The 22,379-nt window shown below is 62.4% G+C and carries 27 protein-coding genes and 1 pseudogene; 8 read left to right on the top strand and 20 right to left on the bottom strand.

From position 1 onward, the window contains the following. Positions 1 to 48 precede the first annotated feature (48 nt). Complete coding sequence (locus tag GV035_RS27945; RefSeq protein ID WP_328699824.1) at positions 49 to 1,008, bottom strand: putative bifunctional diguanylate cyclase/phosphodiesterase; 960 nt, start codon at positions 1,006 to 1,008, stop codon at positions 49 to 51. A 383-nt stretch (positions 1,009 to 1,391) separates the two neighbouring features. Next, positions 1,392 to 1,865, bottom strand: coding sequence for a hypothetical protein (locus tag GV035_RS27940; protein WP_159839186.1), 474 nt, complete (start codon positions 1,863 to 1,865; stop codon positions 1,392 to 1,394). A gap of 358 nt (positions 1,866 to 2,223) precedes the next feature. Between GV035_RS27940 and GV035_RS27935 the strand changes: the two genes are divergently transcribed. Continuing rightward, positions 2,224 to 2,556: a hypothetical protein gene (locus GV035_RS27935; protein WP_159839184.1), complete on the top strand. Its 333-nt coding sequence runs from the start codon at positions 2,224 to 2,226 to the stop codon at positions 2,554 to 2,556. Positions 2,557 to 2,662: 106 nt separating this feature from the next. Next, on the top strand, positions 2,663 to 3,061 hold the full coding sequence (locus GV035_RS27930) for a hypothetical protein (protein ID WP_159839182.1): 399 nt from the start codon (positions 2,663 to 2,665) through the stop codon (positions 3,059 to 3,061). A gap of 119 nt (positions 3,062 to 3,180) precedes the next feature. Here the strand turns inward: GV035_RS27930 and GV035_RS27925 are convergent, their stop codons facing one another. From GV035_RS27925 to GV035_RS27915, 3 genes and pseudogenes are all read right to left on the bottom strand, one after another. Continuing rightward, positions 3,181 to 3,747: a transglycosylase SLT domain-containing protein gene (locus GV035_RS27925; RefSeq protein ID WP_159839180.1), complete on the bottom strand. Its 567-nt coding sequence runs from the start codon at positions 3,745 to 3,747 to the stop codon at positions 3,181 to 3,183. Positions 3,748 to 3,851: 104 nt separating this feature from the next. Further along, positions 3,852 to 5,246, bottom strand: a complete 1,395-nt coding sequence (locus GV035_RS27920; RefSeq protein WP_159839178.1) for a DHA2 family efflux MFS transporter permease subunit — start codon at positions 5,244 to 5,246, stop codon at positions 3,852 to 3,854. A gap of 107 nt (positions 5,247 to 5,353) precedes the next feature. After that, positions 5,354 to 5,890, bottom strand: a pseudogene (locus GV035_RS27915) (phosphonate degradation HD-domain oxygenase). A 157-nt stretch (positions 5,891 to 6,047) separates the two neighbouring features. Here GV035_RS27915 and GV035_RS27910 point away from each other — a divergent pair. Both GV035_RS27910 and GV035_RS27905 read left to right on the top strand, forming a co-directional pair. After that, complete coding sequence (locus GV035_RS27910) at positions 6,048 to 6,311, top strand: hypothetical protein (protein WP_236572890.1); 264 nt, start codon at positions 6,048 to 6,050, stop codon at positions 6,309 to 6,311. A gap of 61 nt (positions 6,312 to 6,372) precedes the next feature. Next, complete coding sequence (locus GV035_RS27905; protein WP_159839174.1) at positions 6,373 to 6,927, top strand: J domain-containing protein; 555 nt, start codon at positions 6,373 to 6,375, stop codon at positions 6,925 to 6,927. Positions 6,928 to 6,937: 10 nt separating this feature from the next. Here the strand turns inward: GV035_RS27905 and GV035_RS27900 are convergent, their stop codons facing one another. The 4 genes from GV035_RS27900 to GV035_RS27885 form a co-directional block, all read right to left on the bottom strand. Beyond that, the gene (locus GV035_RS27900; RefSeq protein ID WP_159839172.1) at positions 6,938 to 7,186 is read right to left on the bottom strand and encodes a hypothetical protein; all 249 of its coding nucleotides are present in this window, start codon (positions 7,184 to 7,186) and stop codon (positions 6,938 to 6,940) included. Positions 7,187 to 7,485: 299 nt separating this feature from the next. Beyond that, on the bottom strand, positions 7,486 to 7,857 hold the full coding sequence (locus tag GV035_RS27895) for a VOC family protein (protein ID WP_159839170.1): 372 nt from the start codon (positions 7,855 to 7,857) through the stop codon (positions 7,486 to 7,488). Between the two features lie 14 nt (positions 7,858 to 7,871). Then, positions 7,872 to 8,180 (bottom strand): hypothetical protein, encoded by a 309-nt coding sequence (locus tag GV035_RS27890; RefSeq protein ID WP_159839168.1) that lies wholly within the window; start codon positions 8,178 to 8,180, stop codon positions 7,872 to 7,874. Between the two features lie 131 nt (positions 8,181 to 8,311). Continuing rightward, positions 8,312 to 8,521, bottom strand: coding sequence for a hypothetical protein (locus tag GV035_RS27885; protein ID WP_159839166.1), 210 nt, complete (start codon positions 8,519 to 8,521; stop codon positions 8,312 to 8,314). Between the two features lie 242 nt (positions 8,522 to 8,763). Here GV035_RS27885 and GV035_RS27880 point away from each other — a divergent pair, with 242 nt between their 5' ends. The 4 genes from GV035_RS27880 (at position 8,764) to GV035_RS27865 (ending at position 12,176) form a co-directional block, all read left to right on the top strand. Beyond that, positions 8,764 to 9,294, top strand: coding sequence for a DUF3280 domain-containing protein (locus tag GV035_RS27880; RefSeq protein ID WP_159839164.1), 531 nt, complete (start codon positions 8,764 to 8,766; stop codon positions 9,292 to 9,294). Between the two features lie 146 nt (positions 9,295 to 9,440). After that, on the top strand, positions 9,441 to 10,505 hold the full coding sequence (locus GV035_RS27875) for a beta-propeller fold lactonase family protein (RefSeq protein WP_159839162.1): 1,065 nt from the start codon (positions 9,441 to 9,443) through the stop codon (positions 10,503 to 10,505). Positions 10,506 to 10,614: 109 nt separating this feature from the next. Further along, complete coding sequence (locus GV035_RS27870; protein WP_159839160.1) at positions 10,615 to 11,025, top strand: hypothetical protein; 411 nt, start codon at positions 10,615 to 10,617, stop codon at positions 11,023 to 11,025. Between the two features lie 125 nt (positions 11,026 to 11,150). Beyond that, positions 11,151 to 12,176, top strand: coding sequence for a sensor histidine kinase (locus GV035_RS27865; RefSeq protein ID WP_159839158.1), 1,026 nt, complete (start codon positions 11,151 to 11,153; stop codon positions 12,174 to 12,176). On the opposite strand, the gene GV035_RS27860 is transcribed toward GV035_RS27865, so the two are convergent. From GV035_RS27860 to GV035_RS27810, 11 genes are all read right to left on the bottom strand, one after another. Then, complete coding sequence (locus tag GV035_RS27860) at positions 12,107 to 12,805, bottom strand: response regulator (protein WP_159839156.1); 699 nt, start codon at positions 12,803 to 12,805, stop codon at positions 12,107 to 12,109. The genes GV035_RS27865 and GV035_RS27860 overlap by 70 nt on opposite strands. Before the next feature lie 5 nt (positions 12,806 to 12,810). Then, complete coding sequence (pqqE, locus tag GV035_RS27855) at positions 12,811 to 13,998, bottom strand: pyrroloquinoline quinone biosynthesis protein PqqE (protein WP_159839154.1); 1,188 nt, start codon at positions 13,996 to 13,998, stop codon at positions 12,811 to 12,813. Between the two features lie 24 nt (positions 13,999 to 14,022). Beyond that, on the bottom strand, positions 14,023 to 14,322 hold the full coding sequence (pqqD, locus tag GV035_RS27850; protein WP_236572897.1) for a pyrroloquinoline quinone biosynthesis peptide chaperone PqqD: 300 nt from the start codon (positions 14,320 to 14,322) through the stop codon (positions 14,023 to 14,025). A 5-nt stretch (positions 14,323 to 14,327) separates the two neighbouring features. Beyond that, positions 14,328 to 15,062: a pyrroloquinoline-quinone synthase PqqC gene (gene pqqC / locus GV035_RS27845; RefSeq protein ID WP_159839401.1), complete on the bottom strand. Its 735-nt coding sequence runs from the start codon at positions 15,060 to 15,062 to the stop codon at positions 14,328 to 14,330. A 45-nt stretch (positions 15,063 to 15,107) separates the two neighbouring features. After that, a complete protein-coding gene (pqqB, locus tag GV035_RS27840; protein WP_159839152.1) occupies positions 15,108 to 16,028 on the bottom strand; it encodes a pyrroloquinoline quinone biosynthesis protein PqqB in 921 nt (306 codons plus the stop codon). A 31-nt stretch (positions 16,029 to 16,059) separates the two neighbouring features. Beyond that, complete coding sequence (locus tag GV035_RS27835) at positions 16,060 to 16,629, bottom strand: cytochrome b (RefSeq protein ID WP_159839150.1); 570 nt, start codon at positions 16,627 to 16,629, stop codon at positions 16,060 to 16,062. Between the two features lie 63 nt (positions 16,630 to 16,692). Further along, entirely contained in the window at positions 16,693 to 17,514 is an 822-nt protein-coding gene (locus GV035_RS27830; protein ID WP_159839148.1) for a formylmethanofuran dehydrogenase subunit C, read from the bottom strand. Further along, entirely contained in the window at positions 17,511 to 18,452 is a 942-nt protein-coding gene (fhcD, locus tag GV035_RS27825; RefSeq protein ID WP_159839146.1) for a formylmethanofuran--tetrahydromethanopterin N-formyltransferase, read from the bottom strand. Before fhcD ends, GV035_RS27830 begins: the two co-directional genes overlap by 4 nt. A 5-nt stretch (positions 18,453 to 18,457) precedes the next feature. Beyond that, positions 18,458 to 20,167 carry a formylmethanofuran dehydrogenase subunit A gene (locus tag GV035_RS27820; protein ID WP_159839144.1) on the bottom strand — a complete coding sequence of 570 codons (1,710 nt, stop codon included), beginning with the start codon at positions 20,165 to 20,167 and terminating at the stop codon, positions 18,458 to 18,460. Then, complete coding sequence (locus GV035_RS27815) at positions 20,164 to 21,333, bottom strand: formylmethanofuran dehydrogenase (RefSeq protein WP_442859614.1); 1,170 nt, start codon at positions 21,331 to 21,333, stop codon at positions 20,164 to 20,166. Before GV035_RS27815 ends, GV035_RS27820 begins: the two co-directional genes overlap by 4 nt. Positions 21,334 to 21,676: 343 nt before the next feature. After that, a complete protein-coding gene (locus GV035_RS27810) occupies positions 21,677 to 22,375 on the bottom strand; it encodes a HisA/HisF-related TIM barrel protein (RefSeq protein WP_159839140.1) in 699 nt (232 codons plus the stop codon). Between the last annotated feature and the right edge of the window lie 4 nt (positions 22,376 to 22,379).

Below are 22,379 nucleotides of genomic sequence, written 5' to 3'. Positions count from 1 at the left end.
CACTGTCTTGGCATGCTTATTCTGGCGGCGAACCCGGCAACGCGCGGGTTATTGCGCGAGGTCTGCGCGCTTTTGCGTTAATGCACGAGTGAATTCCGTCGGGCTTGTCGCGCGGCCGAACAGATATCCCTGCAGCGTGTCGCAGCCGAGCGCCCATAGGGCCGTAGCCTGTTCGGCGGTCTCGACGCCTTCGGCGGTCACGGTCATGTTGAGCGCATGCGCCATTTCGACGAGTGCACGTGTGATCGCAATCGAATCATGACTGCCCGGCAGATCCGCGACGAACAGGCGGTCGATCTTTAGATTATGCAAAGGGAGTCGCTTCAAGTATGACAACGACGCATAGCCCGTCCCGAAGTCGTCGATGGCCAGCTTCACGCCAAGATCGGAAAGTGCCGTTGCCGTCTCTGCGACGGACGCACTATCGGGCATCAACATGGTTTCGGTGATTTCCAGTTGCAACGCCGAGGCTTCGAGTCCGGTGCGCTCGAGGCACGTCATGATGTGCCGCACGAGGCTTTCGTCGAATTGAACCGGCGAAACGTTCACCGAGACGACGAGGCGCGGCGCAATGGTCCGGCGCCAGCGAGCAGCCTGAACGCAGGCCCGCCGCAAGACCCAGTCACCGATGTCCTTGAGCAAGCCGGTCTTTTCGGCAAGCGGTATGAATTCTGCCGGCGCGACGTCGCCCAGTTCCTTATTGGTCCACCGCAGTAGCGCCTCGGCGCCTACCGTTTCGCGAGAGACACAGTCCAGTACTGGTTGATAGGCGAGCCTCAATTCGCCAGCGGCCAGCGCATGAGGCAGCAACGCTTCGATGCGCAGGCGGCGCTCCTCCGGTAAGAGCTGCACGCCGCCGCTCGCGTTCGATGTCCCCAGCGAGCGCGGCGGGAAAGAGGCGAGCTGAGATGTCCGCCCGTTCATGCGCAATGGAAGAGTTCGATGCATCATCTTCGTGGTCCTATGCCAGGCAACCAGTGACTGTCGTTCACCAGCCAGTGCCGCCACGATAGCGCGCCATCGTCAACGCGAATACGCATTGGAACGGCTAACGCGTAAAGCAAAGGTGAACACCGTCGGCTTACTCACAGCGGACATGGTGCTCAGTGGTCGAACTCACTCCCGATTCCGCGCCATCGCGTTCGGACGCCGCCCGCATCAGGGAACGCCTGCGATCAATCGCGTGCAGACGGTTGCATTCCTTGAGAGATCCGGCGCGACGATCACAGATGGGTAGTCCTCGACATCGGCAAAGATGTAGCAAGTCTTTATGGAATCGTCTTCATGAAAACGCCCATGAAAAAGCGAGCCCGCAGGCTCGCCAGATGTCACAACGCATGGAGCAATTCTGCCGACGCGCCCCATGCGCGATGCGATGACGCCGGCCTCCCTTACTTCTTCGCCGCGTCGACCTTCGCATCGGCAGCCGCCTTGTTCGCGTCGCTTTGTGCCTCGACTTTTTCTTTGTCGGCTTTGGCTTGCGCCACCTTGGCATCTTGCGCTGCGTCCTGTTTCTTCTTGTCGGCCTTGGACTGTGCAGCGTGCTGCTTCTTGTCGGCTTTCGCCTGTGCCTTGGCGGCATCACCGCGGGCGTCGGAGGCTTGCTCCGGCGTGGTCGCCTGCGCTACCTTCGCGGCTTCCTTGTTGGCATCGTCCTGCGCGGATGCCTTGTCCTTGTTGGCGGATGCCTGCGCCTTGGCGGCATCCTGTTGAGCGTCGGTCTTTTTCCGGTTGGCTGTGGCCTGAGCCTCTGCCTTCTCGTGATTGGCTTTGACTTGCGCCTTGGCGGCATCGGATGCGGCCGTTTGCGCCAAGACAGTACTGACGATCAGCGTGGATGCGAGAGCGGCGACGATTTTCTTCATGATGTTCGACTCCTGTGATCCTGCGTTTCCGTGGACACGCCATGATCGGCATGTGTCGATGAAAACGCCGGGACGCGCCGCGCCGTTGACCGCGTACTCGTGACAAACCGTAACCTGTGCGAGCAAATGAAACGGGGTTGCCATCTTGCGCGCGAGTGGCCGAGCCGTCGAAGGAAGTCAAGAGGCGCTTTGTTACTGGCGCGCGAATAGCGCCTGACTTGTTACGTGGGTTATTTAGGCATCCGTATCGTCGATTTGTAATCGTCGAAATGTGCCGTTACCAACGGCTGCACTTATTTCCAATGCGTCTGCCTAAGATGCGGTGATACACCCGGCAATCGGGAACGGAGAAGAAGTCATGAAACGCGCAGCTCTCGTCTTGTTGATGATTGGTAGCTTGTCGGTGGCGGGTGAGGCATCCGCCCACGGCCACGGCGGCGGATATGGTCATGGCGGTGGCCATGGGGGCGGCGATGGCGGCGCAATCGTCGGCGCATTGATCGGCGGCGCGGTGCTGGGCGCATTGGTGACGTCGGTCGTCAACGCTCAACCGGCTTATGCGCAGCCGGTCTACGCGCAGCCCGCCTATGCACAACCGGCCTATGCACAACCTGCGCCGCCGGCCGGTTATTGCTACGACGGCTATCGGCGCGCCTATGTCCCGTGCGCGCCCGCTGGCTATGGCTATTGAGCCGCCGCGCGCCAAGCCGATGCGGCACGTTGCTTGCGCTTGAGAGATACGGCTGGTGCAGCGGCTTTGCTGCATCGACCGGCACGCTAACTCTTGGAGACTTGCAATGAAAGCGATCAGGACGAAGCTGGTAGTTTCGGCGCTGGTGTTGGGCTTGTCAGGCGGCGTTTATGCGCAGGCAGGCGGTGGTGGCGGCGGTGCGGGTGGCGGCGGCGCAGGCGGCGGTGGCGGCGCGGGCGCGGGCGCCGCAGGCGGCATGGGCGCGGGCGGTAATGGATCGGCGGGTGCGGGTTCGAGCGCGTCGGGCAAGGGCGGCGGCGTCGGAATGGGCGGCACGGGCATGGGCGGATCGACCGATGGCACCACGGGCACCGGCGTGAACAGCGGCATGGGCAACAACGGAGCAAACAACGGCATGGGCCAAGGCACGATGCAACGCAGCGGTCCGGGCAGCACCGGCAGCACGAGCCCTGGCGGCATGTCGCACGGCAACAACTCGCAGTAAGCGCAGTTGAACGCGATGAAAGCGGCTAAAGCCGCATGTGAGCGCGCAAGCGGGTTTTATCGCCGCGAGGTTTGCGGCATCCGCCACGCGGCGGCGCGCATAAAAATTAGAAAACGCTATTACTGACCAGGCGCGGACGCCGAATAGACCGCTGCCACAGGTTCGAAAGTCTTGGCCCTGAGACTCACCTTCTCCGCATAGGCACGCGAACCGCCGTAGTTCTTGAGCGCGGCATCGACATCGCCTTGCGCGGATTTCAGATAACCATGCAGAATAGACGAGCCGATTTCGATGTTCGTTTCCGGCTCCATCAGGTCGACATTGCGCACGAGTTTCCTGTGCGCGGACGGCACCACTTGCATGAGCCCGGTGGCATTGTTCGCGCCGATGGCGGTTTCCTTGAAACGCGATTCAATCGAAATGATGGCGAGCAGCAGCGCCGGCGGCAGCGAATATTTCGATGCCGAAGCCATGACTGCGTCCGCTATCGTTTGCGCTTTCTCGCGAGCGACGCCGAACTTGCGCGTGATGACTTCGGAGATCTTGTGACGCGCGGCGTCGAGGCGGGAGTCCTGCTGCACGACTGCTTGCGGGTTCGCGTCGCTGGCGGCGAGCGTGTTTTCCTGAGCGAAGGCGGTGTTCACGCAGGTCAGAACAAGGGCGAGGAGTAAGAATGTGCGGCGCATCGGACTAGCAAGGTAAGCGGTGCCGCATTATATCGCTATAAAAAGTCCTTTGCGATCAGGTACTTGTCTTAAATACGAAGTATTGTTTCGCGAGCCGGAAGGATTTACTTGGCCGACGGCGCCGAGATGCCTTCGCCCGCGTCGTCGGACAGGCGCGCGAACATCGGCAAGGAGGCGAGCACGAGCAGCGCCGTCGCGATGAACCCGCAGGCGAGTTGCCAGCGTTCGGTCTGCGAGTGACCGGCGACGAGCATCGTCGCCTGGACGGTTCCGGCTGCGACCGTCACGCCCAGCGCCTTCATCAATTGCTGCGCGGTGCCTTGGAACGAAGTCGCTGCGGCGAGGCGCGGCTTGGGAACGTCGGCAAAAGCGAGCGCGCCCATCGTCGCGAAACTGAGCGAGCGGCCGAGTCCCCCGACGAGCAGCAGCACGAAAATGGCGCTCGCGGGCCACGCTTGCGACATCGTCGAGCAGACCGCGAGCACGGCGGCGAACACGACGCTGCCCGCGCACAGCACGGTGCGTACCGAGAAGTGCCGCAGCGCGAGGGCGGTCATCGGCCGCATGCAGAACGAGCCGAGCGCGCTCGCGAAGGTGACGAGTCCGCTGGCCGACGCGCTATAGCCGAAGCCCGTCTGCAACGTCAGCGGCACGAGAAACGGCAGCGCGCCGGCGCCCGCGCGAAACAGACTGCCGGCGACCGTCGCGGCATGAAATGTCGGGATCGACAGAAGCGAAAAGTCGATGGCCGGATTCGGCGTCTTGCGGCAATGCGCGACCGTCGCCCTGAAAAGCAGCGCGCCGACGATGACACACACCCAAGGCGCGCCCGCAGGCAGCACGTTGCGCCCGGCGCTTTCAATGCCGGTCATGAAAAGACTCAGCGACGCGCCCGACATCAACATGCCGCGCAGATCCGGCGGCGTGCGCGCTTCGGGCGGCGAGGGCGGCAAGAGTTTCCATGTCAGCAGCAGTCCCGCGAGGCCGACCGGCACGTTCACCCAGAAGATGCTGCGCCACGACAGCGCGTCGGTGAGAAAGCCGCCGAGCGGCGGACCGAGCAGCGGGCCGACGAGCGCAGGCATCGTCAGCCATGTCGTTGCTTGCAGCAGTTCTTCGCGCTTGACGCCGCGAAACAGGATGAGGCGGCCGACGGGCACCATCATGGCGCCGCCGAGTCCCTGAACGACGCGTGCCGCGAGGAGTTGCGGCAGGTTCATCGCGGCGGCGCACGCCACGGAGGCGAGGGTGAAGGTCGCAATGGCCCACATGAAGACGCGCCGCGCGCCGAAGCGATCGGCGACCCAGCCGCTCGCGGGAATGAAGACCGTGAGCGCGACGAGATAGGCGGTGATGGCGCTGCTCAAGTGGACGGCATCGACGTTGAGGTCGCGCGCCATCGCCGGGATCGCGGTCGCGACGATGGTGCCGTCCATGTTCTGCATAAAGAGCGCGCTTGCGACGACAGCGGCGGTGATGCGGAAGTTGCCGCCGTTCATGATGCCCGGCTCGCGGACTTTTCCGGACGCTCGGGCCGCGTAAGTATGATGTAGTCAGCGTGCATGCACGCCAGTTTACTCGAACGGTCATTGCACCGTCCGCCGCGCTACGCAATGTTCGCCGCAATGTCCAGATAGTGCGCGAGAGGCGGCGTGACACGGCTTGCGTCCTTGGCATCGTCGTCCCAGCGTCGCAGAGCCAGGGCGTCTTGCGCATACGGTTTGGCGAGGAACGCACGCGCGTTGTCCGCGTCGAACACGCCGCCTTGCAACTGCAGACTGCGCACCGAATCCGCCGAGAGCCGCGCATGATACGCGGTCGCGCACAGGCAGCGTTTCGCGTCGACATGCAGGCGGATCGGTTCGAGCACCGCGTCCGAAAACACGGGTCGCAGAAAGGGAAGCGCCTAGTACTGGTGCAGATCGTCGATACCGCGTTTCGTCGGCGTCTCGCCTTTCAGATTCAGCAAATGGCCGAGGTCATGCAGCAGCGCCGCGACGATAGACTCGCGGCTCGCGCCCGCATTCTCCGCGAGCGACGCCGTCTGCACCGCATGCCGCAACTGCGTGACCGCTTCGCCGCTATGAGCCATCGAGCCGTGAGCATCGAACAGATGCCGGATGTCGTCGAGAGAAAGGGCCATCGTAAGAAAGCGGCCTCGCGCGTATGCTGGACGGAATGAAGCCTTGGAACATCGCTCTTCAATGTGACGCGCTCATGGCGCATCCATTCACGTCATGCCATTCTCGTTCAACCGACGCCCCGAACTCGCAGGACTTGACCGTCGCGCACGAAGCAACGTGCGACGGCTGGCGTGGCATTTCGCGCAACGGCACTGGACGCTGCACGCGCCGGCCGTTGCGTGGCTCGTCTTCGTGGCGCTGCATACGCGATTCGGCCTCGTGCCGGACCAACGCCAGTACATGTACGTGACGCTCGCGTTTTTCGTCGCGGTGGTTATCGTCATTCGACTGCATATCGCGCATCATCTGCGCGCCGCGCGCGCCATCCATGATGCATTAGGGCCGCGAAGTCTCAGTGCGATCATTCGCGCGCGCCGCTAGCGCGCAAAGGCCCCATTTTTAGCGTGTTACGATGCCTCGCGTCACTTCTCAACGACTGCACATGGCAACGCTATACGAAACGCTAGGCGTCGATGAACACGCCACCGAAGACGAGATCAAGCGGGCCTATCGCAAGGCAGCCATGCGCTGCCATCCTGATCGCAATGCCGGGAATGAAGATGCGGCACGCGCCCGATTTCAGGAAGTGAAGGAGGCGTACGCCATTCTGTCCGACCCCGCGCAACGCGAGGTGTACGACCGGACCTTCGCGGAAGAAATCGCCCGCTGGGAAGCTCGCATGCGCGAAGAGGAAGCGGAGCGCGAGGCGCTGTATGCGAAGCGCGTATCGCTTGCAATGCGCTTCGCAGCGCAGGGTCATAACCGTGATGTCGTGTTCGGCGTGCTGCTTGGACAGGACTGCGATGAAGAAACCGCGCGTCGCATTGCAGAAAGCGTCGTGGCACTGCATGAGTCGCGTCAAGCGCCGGTGCAGCCCGATACAGAAGACAAAGAACCCGCCGAAAAAACGGCTGAAAATGCGAAAGCCGACGAGACCAACGCCGCGAATCCGCTGGGCGCGATGTGGTTCCAGTTCTTCAACAACCTGCGCTTATAGGCGCCAGTTTTCAGGCGGCAAGCCTTTCCATACGCAAGTTCTCTCTGCGCGGTGCGGCGGGATAGACGCACCACTGCCCGTCGTCGTGACGGAAGAAGAACAGTGCCTTCGATGCAGCGCCTTGCACCGTTTCCACGCACACGAAACGCCGGTGATCGGCGCGCGTGCGGCTGAACTGCTTGACATGCACCGGCACGCTGGCCGGCGCAAGCCATTTCTCGACCAGATAACGAAGTGATTGTTCGTTCGCGCATTTCATCTGAAGTCTCCTGCATGCGGCGTTCATGGCTGTATATCGGCCGAAATCCTCCGACGCTTGAGTCGCTCATGAAAGACGCCTGCCGCACCGCATCACGCACTTGAGAAAGCACTTGAACTCTACGCCTCGAACCGGCATGAAGTACATGCTTTGGCGAAATAGCAACAAGCGGGAAGCCGATGCTTCATCGTCACGCCGCATGGCGCGCGGGTATGTACGCGAACCGTCGTATCAATTGCTCACGTTGCGCTGCCTCACACAAGCAGCGAAGCGAACGTCATGCCGGAAGACGCCTCGCGTCAAAGCGGGCGCGCGAAGCTGAGTTCGTGGCCGTCCGGATCAGTGAGATGAAAATAACGCTCGTTCCAAGGCGCGTCGCGCGGTGCGAAGTGCGGCTCGATACCTTGCGCCTTTACGTTGCTATAGAACGCGTCGACGTCGGAGACATAGATGATGACGCGGCCCCACCATTGAATGGGGCCGTGCGTCTCGCTGGTGATGTTGAGGAACGAAGTGCCGAGCGCGAAAGACGTGAACGCTTCGTTCGCACCGCCATGAACGATGCGAAAGCCCAGTGCCTGATAAAAGCCCACGGCGCGCGCCATGTCATGAGTGGCAAGCGTGACCGCGCTAAGACCTTCGACGCGCGCATCGTCGTGTGGGATCGCCATGCAAGTGGGTTCTGTCAGGAATGGTGATGGTGTGACACGATGGACAGCACCGAGAGGTCCGGATGCGTGCCATCCACGATGCTCTTGCCGATATGCCGCGCATCGTCCACGGCATCTTCAGCCGTCTTGTATGCGTCGTCGCCGTCGGCGTGAAAGTGAACGGCTTCTCCGGGCACGTCCGCATTCGCGCCGTGCAGGCACACGTGACCGATAAACCCGTAACGTTCAGCGTTTTGCGGCCCGGGCTTGGGTTGCGCATGCACGCGGATATCGAAGCCTTCGTACTCGAAGACATGCCATTGAGCAGGGAGGTCGCTGGCCATGATCGTCTCCTGTTTCGCCATGCTGGCAAGCCAACCTTACTCCTCTTGACGTTGCGAATCCATTGGCGAAAGCATCGACGAAAGCAACGGCGGCGCGTATGTGCTCACGCACGCGCGCCGCTTGGCATGCGTCAAACGATATAAGGTCCGCCGACGCGTCCTTCGAAGATGGCGATGTTCATCTGCCAGTCGTCGATTGCAGCGTTAGAGCGGCCGTCGACGGTCGCGAGAACGGACCGTCCCCCGACAATGTGCTGCATCTGCTGCCGCGACAGCGCGGCTACGATGGGGCGCGTGGCGGTGTCGAGCGAGAGGTCGGTAATGACGAGAGCGGGCTTCATGGCGGTTCTCCTGGCGGCTTGATATAGAGTGGATCGAGCACTTGCATGTGCTCGTTCGGAATTTTTGCAAGGCCCATGCCAAAGCGTGCGCCATGCATGCACCGGCACGAGGTGTATGCCGTTCGGCGTTCGCACGCCGCGCTTGCCCGCAGTGCTGGACACCGGTATGTTGGATGCAAGCCGACAGACGCCGCGCGTGCTGTTGGCGCTCGTGTCACGACTGATCCATCGGGACCGTAACCATGACAATCATCGTCCGCGCGCTGGCTGTTTTCGTCCTTTGCGCGTGGCTATTTGGCCGCGTGCAGGCGCAAGACGCGCAGCAGTCGATCGCGCTTCTGGATTGCACCCTGATCGACGACAACGCCGCCTATAACGATGCCGACACGAACCGCATACAGGCCGCGCGCCTTGCGATGGTCAGCAACGCATTGCGCGACGAACTGCGCCTACACACGCCCTTTCGCGTGGCCGACAACGCGCCGGCGAGCGATCTCATTGCATCGCTGCAGCGCGGGCAGGATATGAACGCATGCAATGGTTGCGAGCTTCGTGTGGCGCGCGAGCTGGGTGTATCGCGCGTCGGCGTGTGCTGGGTGCAGAAGATCAGCAATCTGATCCTCAATATCAATTTGCGCGTGGAAGACGTCGATAGCGGCGCCACAGTCTTTCAGCGTTCGGTCGATATGCGCGGCAACACCGATCAATCATGGCGGCGCGGTGCGAAGGCGCTCGTCGATCTGCTGGCAAGCGATGCGTCTGTCATGCGCTAAGCCGCGCTCGCGTGCCGCGCATTTCGGGAATTTCTCCCGCCTTGCGGCGTTGCTTGCGCGCAGTGTCCTGCGCTAAGTTGACTGTGGGCTCGCTTTCACTAAGGCCCGCTAAAACGATACAAAGAACGTTTAGCCCGGAGACGACCATGCATGTGAGCTTCAACGCGATGCGCCTTGCCTGCGCGTCGCTGTTAGCGCCCGCGCTGCTGATTGGCGCGAGTCACGCGCAGGCGGCAGCGCCGACAGCGTATGTGACGAGCGAAAGCACGGGCGTCGGGGTGATCAATCTGGACAGCCTGTCGCTTGCGCGCACGATCGACATCGGCAAGGACGGTCCGCGCGGCCTGAGTCTCAACAACGACGGCACGCGCCTTTACGTCGCGAATAAATCGACGGGCGATCTTTCGGAGATCGACACGTCGACGGGCAAGTTGCTTAGACGCGCGAAGATCGGCAAAAATCCGGAGTTCGTGCGCGTGCGCGGCAACGATGCCTATGTGACCTATGAGCCCGGCGAATCGGGCGCACCGCCTAAGCCCGGACAGCCGCAAAAGGACGACGACGACGCCAATTCGCCGCCGGCGGAAGTCGCCATCGTCGATCTCAAGACGATGAAGATCAGGCATTCCGTCAAGAGCGGCCATGAGACCGAAGGCGTCGAGTTTTCGCCGGACGGAAAGCTCATTCTCGTGACCAACGAAGGCGACGACACGGTATCGGTCTATCGCGCTGCCACGGGCCAGCCCGTGCGTACCGTGAATCTGCCGAAGGGATCGCGCCCGCGCGGCATCAAGGCATCGCCTGACGGCAAGGACTATGTCGTCACGCTCGAGAACGCGAACAAGTTCATCGTGCTCGAGGGAAGCGACCTCAAGCCAGGCAAGACCGTCGACACGAAGGCCGGCCCCTATGGCGTGTCGTTCGATCCATCGGGCAAGCGCTTGTTCGTGGCTGCCTCGCGCGACAAGACGCTGCAAGTCTTCGATGCTTCGACTTACGCGCATATCAGCGACGTGCCAATCGGGCAGCGTTGCTGGCACTTCAGCTTCACGCCGGATGGCTCCAAGCTATTGCTCGCGTGCGGCCGCTCGAACGCGGTGTATGTGCTCGACGCTTTGAGCTACGCGACCGTCAAGCAGATCGGCGATCTGCCGCTTCCCTGGGGCATCGTGACGTATCCGCCGAGCGCGGGTTCCATCACCGGACGATGACGCGCATCACGGGCCATTTCGTTTTGTGCCGCGCATCATTGCGTATTCCACGTCGCGCCTCGCTGCGGCCGGCTGCTAGTATCAGTTAGGCTCGCCGGCGAGGACAATCATGCGTACATTAGCCGAGGCGTTCGACGCAATCAGCGATACACCCATGCGCAAGCGCGTTCTTATCGCAGCGCAGGGCGGCACGGGGAATTGCCGCTGGCTGCCCGCGTCCATCAACAGGCACGGCATGCTGCATTTCGAAGAGCGCGAAGAGGATGACCTCGAAATCGACGACGAAGCCGCCGATGCCGTGCGCATGTTCGACGCCGGCTCACTCTCTTCCTGCGCAATGGTCGTGCATCTCGGCGCGCTCGGCGTCGGCGCGCTCGTGATGGGACCGGAATCACCCAGCGACGCCATGCGTATGCTCGAACAATTGAAGGCGCATGCGCTAAGCCGCTTCGTGGAAAATTACCTGGCGGAATTGCGCCAGCGGCGGCCAGCCAAGATCTATCCGTTCAAGCCGCGCTGATTCATTCGCGGCGCATCTGAATCCATCACGCACCGGGAGATTCTCCCGTTCGCGCACATAAGCGGATGAAACGTGCGGTGGCGACTGCGCCTCCTGAAGGATGCGTGCGTAGAATGCTTTGCGTGATGCCATCCGAGCCTCTGTCCTCTCATGCGCAAGCGCACTCGACGCACGCGCCGCGTTCAACGGTAGCGCGCGATCTCGTCTGCGTGCTTGCCGTCACGCTCATCGCGGGCGCGATCTTCGCGCGCTTCGATTTCAGCGAGTTCACCTATCGCTGGACGCGCAGCGTTGAGCGTTTTCAGCTCGACGAACTGCCCGCTACGCTCTTCGTGCTGGCGCTCGGCTTCGCATGGTTCGCGTGGCGGCGCTATCGGGAGGCTCAATGCGAAGTGCGCCGGCGTCGCACGCTGGAGGAAGAAGCGGAGCATCTGCTTGCTGAAAACCGGCGGCTTGCCAATCAGGCTATTTCCGCGCAAGAAACCGAGCGCCGTCATCTTGCGCGCGAATTGCATGACGAACTAGGTCAATACCTCAACGCCATGTCGCTCGATGCCGCGCGCATTCGCGACCTCTCTGCCGAGCGCGAAGCGGAAATCCATCGGCTTTCGCTGGCGTTGATGCAAAACGCCACGCACGTGTACCGCGAAATCGGCGGAATGATACGCAAGCTGAGACCGATCGGCCTCGATGAATTCGGCTTGCCGACCGCGCTCGAGCATTGCATCGAAGGCTGGCGCGAACGCTTGCCGCAAGCGGCTTTTTCGCTGACGGTGGAAGGCGACTTCGACCATCTCAGCGATGCGCTCAATATCACGCTGTATCGGCTGGTGCAGGAAGGGCTGACGAACGTATCGAAGTTCGCGCGCGATGCACGCGTCGAGATTTACCTGGTGCGCGCGTCAAGCGCGGGCGAAATCGTCGTGACGATGGCCGACGACGGCCCCGGCATCGACCTCGACATTCCGCGCAAGGGCTTGGGACTGATCGGCATGCGCGAGCGCGTCGAGGCGCTCGGCGGTGAGTTTCATATCGCAAGCCGCCCCGGCGAAGGCTTCCTGTTCTGCGCCCGCGTTCCTGTTCACGCGGGACTGCCATTGCCGAGCGAGCCGAACGGCGCATCCGCCGCGCCGGTGAAATCGGCGAAATGAAGGCCGAGGCGATTGGCGATCTGTGCAAGCTGCACGCCATTGTCCGCACCAAATTTCTGGCGTATGACCGATTGATGATTCGCCACGGTTTTCTGGCTGAGGCCGAGTTTCTCCGCGATGCTGGGCAAGGTATAGCCCTGAACGAGCAGACGCAATACTTCGAATTCACGCGCGGATAATTGCCGCCCCGGCGGCCCTTCCTGAATCGTTTCGCGCAATGCGAGCGCCTGCGATATGTCCGGACTCAAATAAGCGATGCGCCGCGCGACGGAACGCACCGCTTCGACCAGCACATCGGGTGCGCTCGCCTTGGTCACATAGCCGCGCGCGCCGGCGTCGAGCGCGCGACGCACGAAGATCGCTTCCTCGTGCACGCTGAAGATCAGCACGCGCGCCTGCGGCTCACGCGCGAGCATGCGCCGCATCGCTTCGATGCCGCTTGCGCCCGGCAATGCAAGGTCCATCACCACGACGTCCGGCTGCAACGCGCAGAATTTCTGATACGCCTGCGCGGCGTCCGCTGCTTCACCCGCGACGCTCACGTCGGGGCTCAGTTCCAGCAGGCGCTTGTAGCCCTCACGCACGACTGCGTGATCGTCCACCAGCAGCACGGAGATGTCAGCGGTCACGGTGGTTATTCTCCGTTATCCGAATCATTTGCGCGATGCGCCGTGGAGAAGCGCCGCGAATTCGCATCGTTGCGAAAGACAATGGGCTGCTCGGCCGGTTCCGCTCTGACCGATGCAGCACGCACGACTTCGATCACGCGTTCATGATGCGGGGACTTGTCGCACACGGGGTCCGCGTTTGCGGGATCTTCCGTGAGCAAGTACGCCTGGCAGCGGCAGCCACCGAGGTCGATCGCTTTCTCGTCGCAACTGCGGCACGGCTCCTTCATCCAGCCGAAACCACGAAAACGGTTAAAGGCATCGCTTTCATACCAGATGTCTTTCAGCGGTGTCTCTTTGACGTTCGGAAACGTGAGACCCGGCAAAGAGCGCGCCGTATGGCAAGGCAGGGCTGCGCCATCGGGCGCAATGCCGAGGAACACGGAACCCCATCCATTCATGCAACGCTTCGGGCGGCGCTCGTAATAGTCCGGCACGACGAAGAATATCTTGCACTTGTCGCCTATTTCGCGGCGATAACGTTCGACCACCGCTTCAGCTTCCTGCAACTGCTCGGCGGTCGGCATGAGCTGCGCGCGGTTCGCATGGGCCCAGCCGTAGTACTGCGTGTTGGCCAGTTCGAGGTACTCGGCGTCCATCGCGAGCGCCATGTCGATGATCCGGCCGATATGCGGCAAGTTATAACGATGCAGCACGCAATTGAGCACCATCGGGAAGCCGTGCGCTTTGATGAGACCCGCGACGCGCTTCTTGAGATCGAATGTCTTCGTGCTCGATAGAAAGTCGTTCAGCTCCTGCGTCGAGTCCTGAAACGAGAGCTGAATATGATCGAGGCCGGCGTCCTTGAGCGCGGTGAGACGCTTGTCCGTGAGGCCGATACCCGACGTGATGAGATTCGTATAGAAACCGAGCTTGCGCGCCTCGGCGACGAGCGTTTCCAGATCGTCGCGAAGCAGCGGCTCGCCGCCGGAAAAGCCGAGTTGCGCCGCGCCCAGCGCGCGCGCCTGGCGCAAGGCGTCGAGCCATTGCCCGGTATTCAGCTCTTGTGTGTGATCCGCATAGTTCACGGGGTTGTAGCAGAACACGCAGTGCAGCGGACAGCGATACGTCAGCTCGGCAAGCAGCCACAACGGCGGCGGTATGACCGCGCCTTCGTGCTCGTGTTTCGCAATGGGTTCGGACAGATCGGTCATGCTCGTACCTCGGCTTGCACTTCTTTACTCGAGCCAGCCGCGCGAGCGCGCACCGGCAATGAAAGCCCGCACATCGTCGCCCAGATTGCTCGCATTGAACGCGTGCTCCAGGTCCGCGACGAGGGACGGAATATCGCGCGTGCCGTCACAACGCAAAAGAATCTGCGCGGCGCTTTGATTGAGCTTCACCATGCCTTCAGGATAAAGCAACACGTGCGCATCCTGCGCGGGCTCCCATTGCAGGCGAAAAAGTCGCTTGAGCTTCGGATGCAACGAATCATCCGGTGCTTCGACGGCTTCCTTCACGCGCTGCGTCGGATTCATATCGCTCATGACGGGAACGCCTTTTCGATGGAGTCGAGCATGGTCCAGAGAATATCCAGCTTGAATTGCAGGATGTCGAGCGCGCGCTGTTGCTGCTCGCGTGTCGTGAAATGCGCGAGCGTCACTTCGAGACCATGCTCGACATCGCGCTGTGCAAGCGACACACGCGAGCGAAAGTAAGCCAGACCATCCGCTTCAATCCACTTGTAATGCTCGGGCCATGTGGCGAGACGGTCCTTGTGAATCTGCGGCGCAAACATCTCCGTCAACGACGAGCACACCGATTCCTGCCACGGCGCACGCCGCGCGAAGTTCACGTAGGCGTCGACGGCGAAGCGCACGCCGGGCGTGACGAGCTTCAACGACCACAGATCGTCGCGCGAGAGACCCACTGCATCGCCCAAGCGTGCCCACGCTTCTATGCCGCCGGGCTGATCGTCGTAGCCGTCGTGATCGAGAATGCGCAGCACCCAGCGGCGGCGCGTTTCACGATCCGGGCAGTTGGACATGACCGCAGCGTCCTTCAGCGGGATGTTGATCTGATAATAGAAGCGATTCGCGACCCAGCCCCGGATCTGCTCGGGCGAACATCCACCGCTATTCATCTTCACGTTGAACGGATGGTGAATGTGATACGCCGTGCCCTTCGCGCGCAGTTGATCCTCGAACTGCTCGCGCGTCCACGCAGGCTCCGCTGTCTTCACTGCGGTAAAGAGCGGGCCGGTTGTGGGGTTCAGCATCGGCGTGAACGGGCGGTCAGGCATTCATCGTTCTCCAGGAAATTTTCATAGCTCGAAGCTCATGCCGTCGTGCGCGACTTCGATGCCATGCTCCGACAGGATGCGCCGTTCGGGACCGTCTTCGATGAGAATCGGGTTCGTGTTGTTGATATGAATGAGCACCTTGCGCATTCCATCGCTTGCGATCGAATCGAGTACGTCGATCATGCCGCCGGCGCCGCTTTGAGCAAGATGCCCCATGTCCGCACCGGTCTTCTTCGTGAGCCCCAGACGGATCATTTCGTCGTCGGTCCATACGGTGCCGTCCACTAGCAACAGGTCCGCCGCGCGCATCGCTTCGAGCACATGCGGCTCGATTGCGCCGAGGCCCGGCGCATAGAACGCGCGCTTGCCGGTTGCGCTATTCGTGAACATGAGGCCGATGTTGTCGCCCACTTCGGGCGCTTCGCGGTGCGGCGAATAAGGCGGCGCTTTGCTCGAAAGCGGTAGCGCGTCGATCCGCACGCGCGGCAGTTCGGGCACGCTCAACGCGGCGCCGTCGAGCGCAATGCGCCGATGCTCGACGCCGCAGTAATGCGACAGAATCGACGTGATCGGAAAGCCCGTCGAGAGGTCTTGCCACGCGGCGTCGGTTGCATAGAGCGGTAAAGGCGTGCCGCGTTCGCGGAGCATGAGCAGGCCGGTGACATGATCGATCTGCGCATCCATGACGATCACCGCCGCAATGCCCGTGTCGCGCACGCGGCGCGCGGGTTGTAACTCAGGGTTCGCCGCGATCTGCGCGAGTATGTCCGGCGATGCATTGACGAGCAGCCAGTCCTCGCCGTTATCGCTGACCGCGATGGACGACTGCGTGCGCGCACGCGCCGCGATGGTGCCGCGACGCACGCCATCGCAATTGCGGCAGTTGCAGTTCCATTGCGGAAAACCGCCACCCGCCGACGAGCCCAGTACACGAATCTTCATGAGCCTGCCTCGCTGGCTCGCTTAACGGCGCTCATGGCCACATTCTCCTTAACAGTCCGTCTTTATCGATAAGTTCATGCTTCATCGCCCCTAGAAAATGCAGCACGATCAGCGCGGCCATGATCCACGCGAGATAGACGTGGATGCCGAAGAACAGTTCGCGCATGGCCTTGTCGTCCCATCCCCATTGAGGCAAGAGCACGCCCCAGAAGCGCGTGCCGAACTTGTTGAACGACGAGCCGAGATAGCCGGTGAGCGGCATCGCGATCATGCCAACGTATAAAAGAGCCTGCGTGGTGCTCGCGGCGGCGCGTTGCCACGCTCCCATCGGCGGCAGAGGCGGGCGGCCATAGGCCAGGCGTACCAGGATGCGGATCAGCACCAGCAGGAAAACCGTCATGCCGAGTGACTTGTGGAAGTTGATGAGCGTCGACTTAAACGGCAGCCCGCGCGGCAGGCCGACCATATAGAAGCCGATGCACAACATCGCGATGATGGCGGCCGCGATGATCCAGTGCAGCGCGACGAGCGGCCGCGCGAAGCGATCGTTCGCCGCGCGCGTTCTATCGTGCGTCGCGGCGGCAACCCGCACAGCGGTCATGGCGCGCCTCCTTCGACAAAGGGCAATCGTCCGCCGGATACAAGCTTCATTGTTCTCGTCTGTTCATGAGTTGGCGATCAGCAATTCCCCGCGTCCGTCCACGGCGAGATCGCCAGCGTAGCGTGTCGGCAAGACTTCCGCGCGAAGCGCCGAGAATGGGGCGATCTCGGACGCGAGCGTGCGCGCAAGCAGCCGCCAGAAGACATCGAAGCCACGGCCGCCGTCGGTGAACGTCGGCCCGATCCGCTGCGGCGCATTCAATAGTACGACCGTACCGCGCCGCATGCCATAGCCGACGTGGGCGCCCGTTTCGCCTGCGATGCAAAGCGTGCCCGCCACGAGCCGCGATGCCGCGAAATCGCCCGCGTTTCCGCCGACGAGCACGGTGCCGCGCCGCATGCGGTCTGCAAGACGCGCGCCCGCGTCGCCATGAATGACCAACATGCCGCCACGCATGCCTTCCATGTCGCCGGGCAGCGCGCCCGCCGCGAAGTCGCCGACTTCTCCGCGCACCGTCAGCCGTCCGCCTTGCATTTCGCATGCGGTAAAGCGGCCCGCATTGCCGTGAATATGCAGTTCGCCGCCGCTCATGCCGATGCCCGCGTAGTCGCCGACATCGCCGTGTACGCTGAACGAGCCTTCATCGAGCGATGCCCCGATGCGATCCAGCCACGCGACATCGCCTTCAATACGCAGTGATGGCGCTTGCGCTTCGATTCGCGTGATGTCGAAAAGATCGGCTAGCGCGCATTGTTCGCCGTGACCTTGCAACACCAGTTGCGCGAGTTCGCCGTGCCCGAGGCAAGCGAGTGCCGAAGGCAGTAACTTCGACCCATCGACACGAAAGCCGGGCGCATTTTTTGCCCGCAACGCAATGGCGTTCATGCGCGGCCCCCATCGACGGCCGCCGCGAGTTCGTGCAGCCTGAAGTGATAAGGCCCGAGCTTGCCGCCATAGTTTCCCGCTGATATGCGCAACACGCCACCCACGCGCCCTATGCCTGTCGCGGCCGCGATGCCGGCCGTCATCGCCGCGCCGACATCGGCATCGGTCAGACCGTCGATCACGATTTCGAGCACGCATGCAACGTCGGGCGTCAGTTCGCTCTTCTTCGACAAGCCGATAAGCGTCGGGCAGAACGCATCGTTCGTGGATGCAGTCGCGCCCGCATACTTGGAACCGATCTTCGAGCCCGAACGCACGACGCCGCCGGGAAATGGCGTAATGATATTCGGCAGCGCGTGCATCGCGGCAACCGCGGCTTCGGCTGCGTTCAGCGCGCTGTCGAGATCGCGTGCGAGAAACAGCAGGTTGCCGCCGCCAACCGCCTTAACCGTGGCCGTGAATTCCTCGCACACGAACTCGCCGTCCATGACGGGCACGCGCCAATAGCGCGTCCCACCGAGTACTTTCGATATCTGAAAGCCGTCGCCGAAGAAGCGCAGTCCCGCGCCGAGCGGCGCGTTGTCGGAAAGCGGCGCGCGGCTCGTTGCCGGGTCGATGCCGCCATAGACCGCTGTGGTCGGACACGTGAGCACGCATTGCCCGACACGCCGTGCGATTTGCCTGGCCAGTTCCTTCGACGACACCGCGAACATCAGCACCGAGATGCCCGGCCTGCCATCGGGCGTCTCATCGGCCGCGAGATCGCGCTCGATGCCCGCTTCGCATCCGCAATCGATCACGGACGTCGCGAACCCCGTCAGCGAGTTCGCCGCGTGACGCGCCCAAGTCGGCGTATGTGCGGTGATGACAAGGCGTGTCGCCTTCATCGGGAACGCTTCGGCGAAGGTGTCGTCGATCTGCGTGTCGTTGATACGCATGGCCGTCATGCTCGTCCGTTCGCGCGCGTGGCGAGGCACGCGACGGGCAGAAGCCTGCCGCCGTTGCAGCATGCGCAGATTTCGTCGTCGCCGATAGCCGTGTTCTCGAAGCGCGCGGCGAGGTTGGCCTCGGTAAAGGCGCGAACGCACGCTTCTATCGAGCGATCATAGTCCGGCTGCACGTAGTGAATGCCGCCCGTCGGCGTCTTGAGAAGCGAACCGTCGCGTGCGATCAATTCGCCATCCTTAAAGACATATGCGGGTGAGGTGAACATGCGCTCGCGGTCTGCGTTTTCGCGATACACGGCGATATCCGCCGCTGCGCCCGCGCCGAGATGCCCGCGATCCGCGAGGCCGAGCAGACGCGCGGGGCCGGCACGCGTGATGATGGCGATTTCGTACAGCGAGAATTCCCGCGTGATGTCACCGAGGGCGCTCGCGGTCCTGGCTTCGGCGTGCAGCGTGTCGAGCTGTTCATCGCGAAAGGACTTGTCCATCAGGAGCCGTATCAGATGCGGATAACTCGTGAATGGACCGCCGTTCGGATGATCGGTGGTCATCGATACGCGCCACGGGTCGTCCACGAGCAGGAAAATCTCCAGCCCGATGATCCATTGCAGCGTATTCACGAAGGTCTCTTCGCGATACCGGAACGGAAGCACGCCGCAGCCGCCATCGCATTCGATATCGCCGAGCACCCACTTGCGCGGACGCGCGAGCGGCGCGTTTCTGAACTGCATCATCGTGTCACCGGAGGCCGTGACAGTCTGACCGAAGATGATCTGTCCCACGTCGATGGTCACGTTGGGACGCGCGTTGACGGCTTCCGCGATGGCTCGCGCGCCGGATGAGAATTTGCGCGGCCCTTCGGTGCCGTAGCTATGGAACTGGATATGCGTCAGATGGACAGGCAATCCTTCGGCGGCATCCATCGTCGCGATGGTCGAATCGACATTGCCAGGCACGCCGAGATTGCTCGCATGAACATGCAACGGATGCGGCACGCGCAAGTCGGTCAGCGCGCGAGTCAGCGTCCTCAACACATCGCGCGGCGTGATGCCGTAATGCACGTGTGCTTCGTCGAGATCGAGCGAACGCTGATTGAACTTGAACGCGGAGATGCCGCCCGGGTTGACCACTTTGACGCCTAGCGCCTTGCTTGCATGGATGGTCCAACCGACGTAATCGCGCATGCGTTCGAAGTCTTCGCGTGCGGCCAGCATTTGCAGGAGCAGTTCGTCGTTGCCCATCATCACATAGGCGCCGTGATCGATGATCGGCGTATCGCCCATCTCCAGATGCGTGTGGCGCGCATTCGAGGCGATCATCGCGGGCTCGAATGCGGCCGTATAGCCCATCTCCGCATAACGATAGCCTGTCGCGAGCGTGCCCGGCGCGCACGTGCCGCAAGAAGGCAGGCGCATGTAGCGGCCTTCATCGGGCTTGTTGGGCACGGCACGCGGATCGTCGCGATGATCCTCCGGCAACAGCAAACGCGAGAGATTGGTCTTGCCGCCGCCGATATGCGAATGCAGGTCGATACCGCCCGCCATGACCACCATGCCGCTTGCGTCGAAGTCGCTTTCGGGCGCGATCTCCTGACGTTCCAGGCGATCCACGATGCGCCCGTCGCGAATGAAGATATCGCGCTGTTCGCCGTTGATGCCGTTCGTCGGATCATAGACGATGCCGCCTCTCAAACACGCAGTGCTCACGACGTTCTCCCCGCGCGTATCGACTGTAAGAGTTCGCTCGCGATGGCGGCGACGGTCGGCAAGGCCGCTTCGCGCGCCGGCACGAGCGGCGCCACTACCGATGTATCCATGCGAAAGAGGTGTCCGCTGCTATCGACGCCGGGCGTCGCGACTGGAATGAAGACAGTCGGCGCGCTGCGTTCATCGAGCGCAGTCGCGGGATGCGCGAGGACGATGGCGGGTATGTCGTCGGCGAGCGCATCGGGCATCGGTTCGGGACCGAAGCTCGACACCCATAGCAGTGCGTCGATCTCGTGCCGTTGCAAAAGCGTCTGCGTGCCGTAGCGATGCGGATCGTGATCGAGCGGCAACCCGGCCGTCACGCGCGTTCTAAGCGGAAAACCGGACAGCCATGTGACGGCCTGATTGACCGAGAGCGCGCCATCGTCCCCGGTCAATGCGAGCACGCCCGCGCGCACGGTGCGATTCAACGTCTTCACGATTTGGTGTATCGCTTCGATGGCGAGCGCCGCATGCGGCCCAGGCAGCACGGCGGGCTCGTAGACGAACGCGGTGTAATGCGCTGCGCGAATGCGCTCGGTCAACGCTTGCAATACGCGGGCGGTATTGGCGTCGGTGAGCGCATTGGGCTCGCGGCCTTCGAGAAGGGCTGACCAGAGAGCGAGCGTATCGAAGGTATTCGTATTGAGCAGCAGGGCTTCGGCATGCGTGGCGGCAGTATCGCCGTCGCATCCGACGAACAGGATCTTCGTTTCACGCTGTGCGCTTTGCAGCCGCTCGTAGAAGCGCGGATAACGACGCGACGGCTCGCACCCGAACACGACGATGAGATCGGCGCGCGAACGCACTTCCGATAGCGTGGTGAAGAGCGCGCCGCGATCCTGCAACGCGAGCGTGGTTGCGGTGAGTGAATCGCCATGCAGATGATCGAGGATCGCGCCGCTGTGTGCGGCAAGTTCATAGAGTGCGCGCGCCCCGGCGACGTCGGTGGCGAGGCCGCCGAAGAGCGGGCGATGCGATTGCATCAGTATGGCCGCGGCTTGCGATACTGCCGATGCGATGTCGGTGGGCTTTCCGTTGATCTTCGGTTGGTTGTGCGCCGTGTCGGCGTTCATGCTCGCAAGCGAGCGGGCCAGCCTCGGGCAGGCAGTGTTCGTTGCGCTCATGCGCGCGTCGAGGCTGACGTCCAGCGCGATGTCGTCGCATAGGAGCGGGCAGAATGGACAGGTCCACGGGCTTTGCGCTCGCGCTGGTTTGGGGGAGTCAGGCATGGTCTGCTTTTTGAGCAAGGTCTATGCCGGTTTCTATGTCTGCCTTTTGGTTGTGTCGTTGAACTTGTTCGACAAGATGACAAGTTCAACGAGACCCAAGGCGAAGCGAACGTCGAAATGAGCGCCATACCTGAAACACACTGTCACGCGCGACATGCACCGCCCGACCGCAAATCACCAGCACCCCAAAAAACAAGCCCCATTGGCATAAATATTGAGTCACCCCGGCGACCGCCACTCAAACCGTCCGATCATGAATCGCCGACGCAACGAGCCACCCTTGCGCGCCGCACCGCGCAATCCGCGCCACATCATCGCGATGCCGCACACCGCCCGCGCCGATCAAACCGCGGTCACCGGCCATCGCGCGTACGGCGGCAAACGTCTGCAAATCAGGGCCGGCGTTCGCACCGACGTGATCCAGCGTCATGACGATCACGCGCGAAGGCCACCACGCGCTCTCACCGTGCAACGTACCGAGCGCGCGCCCGCCACGATAGTCGAGCGACAAAATCGGCTCATAGCCGGCCGCACTCGCATCGGCGATCGCGCTTGCTTCAATCAAGGTCTCGGTGCCGAACACCGGCACGAGCGTCGCAGCCGCCGCGTGTGGCTCGAAGCGCACGATGCGCCCGAACAGCGCGTGCATCGACGCGAAGTCGCTAAAGCCCGCGTCGAGCCAGATCGCGATGCCATCGCCCAAAGCATGTCGAAGCGCGGCGAGTGCTTCGATATGCGCGCCGCGTCCGAGAATCGCGCCGAGATCGGCCACGTATAGCGTGGACGCGCCGGTCGCGGCAAGCAAAGCCCGCGCGACATCCACGGGATCGCTTGTCGCGCACAACGAAGACTGAATCGGCCGGTAGCGCGAACGCTCGCCGCGCACGGCGCGCACGGCGTGACCGTCGAGCAGATCGAGGACGGGTATCACCTGCATGGAT

This window comes from Burkholderia sp. 8Y (assembly GCF_902506145.1).
Classification (GTDB): domain Bacteria; phylum Pseudomonadota; class Gammaproteobacteria; order Burkholderiales; family Burkholderiaceae; genus Caballeronia.
This window is presented reverse-complemented; position numbering and strand designations above follow the sequence as displayed.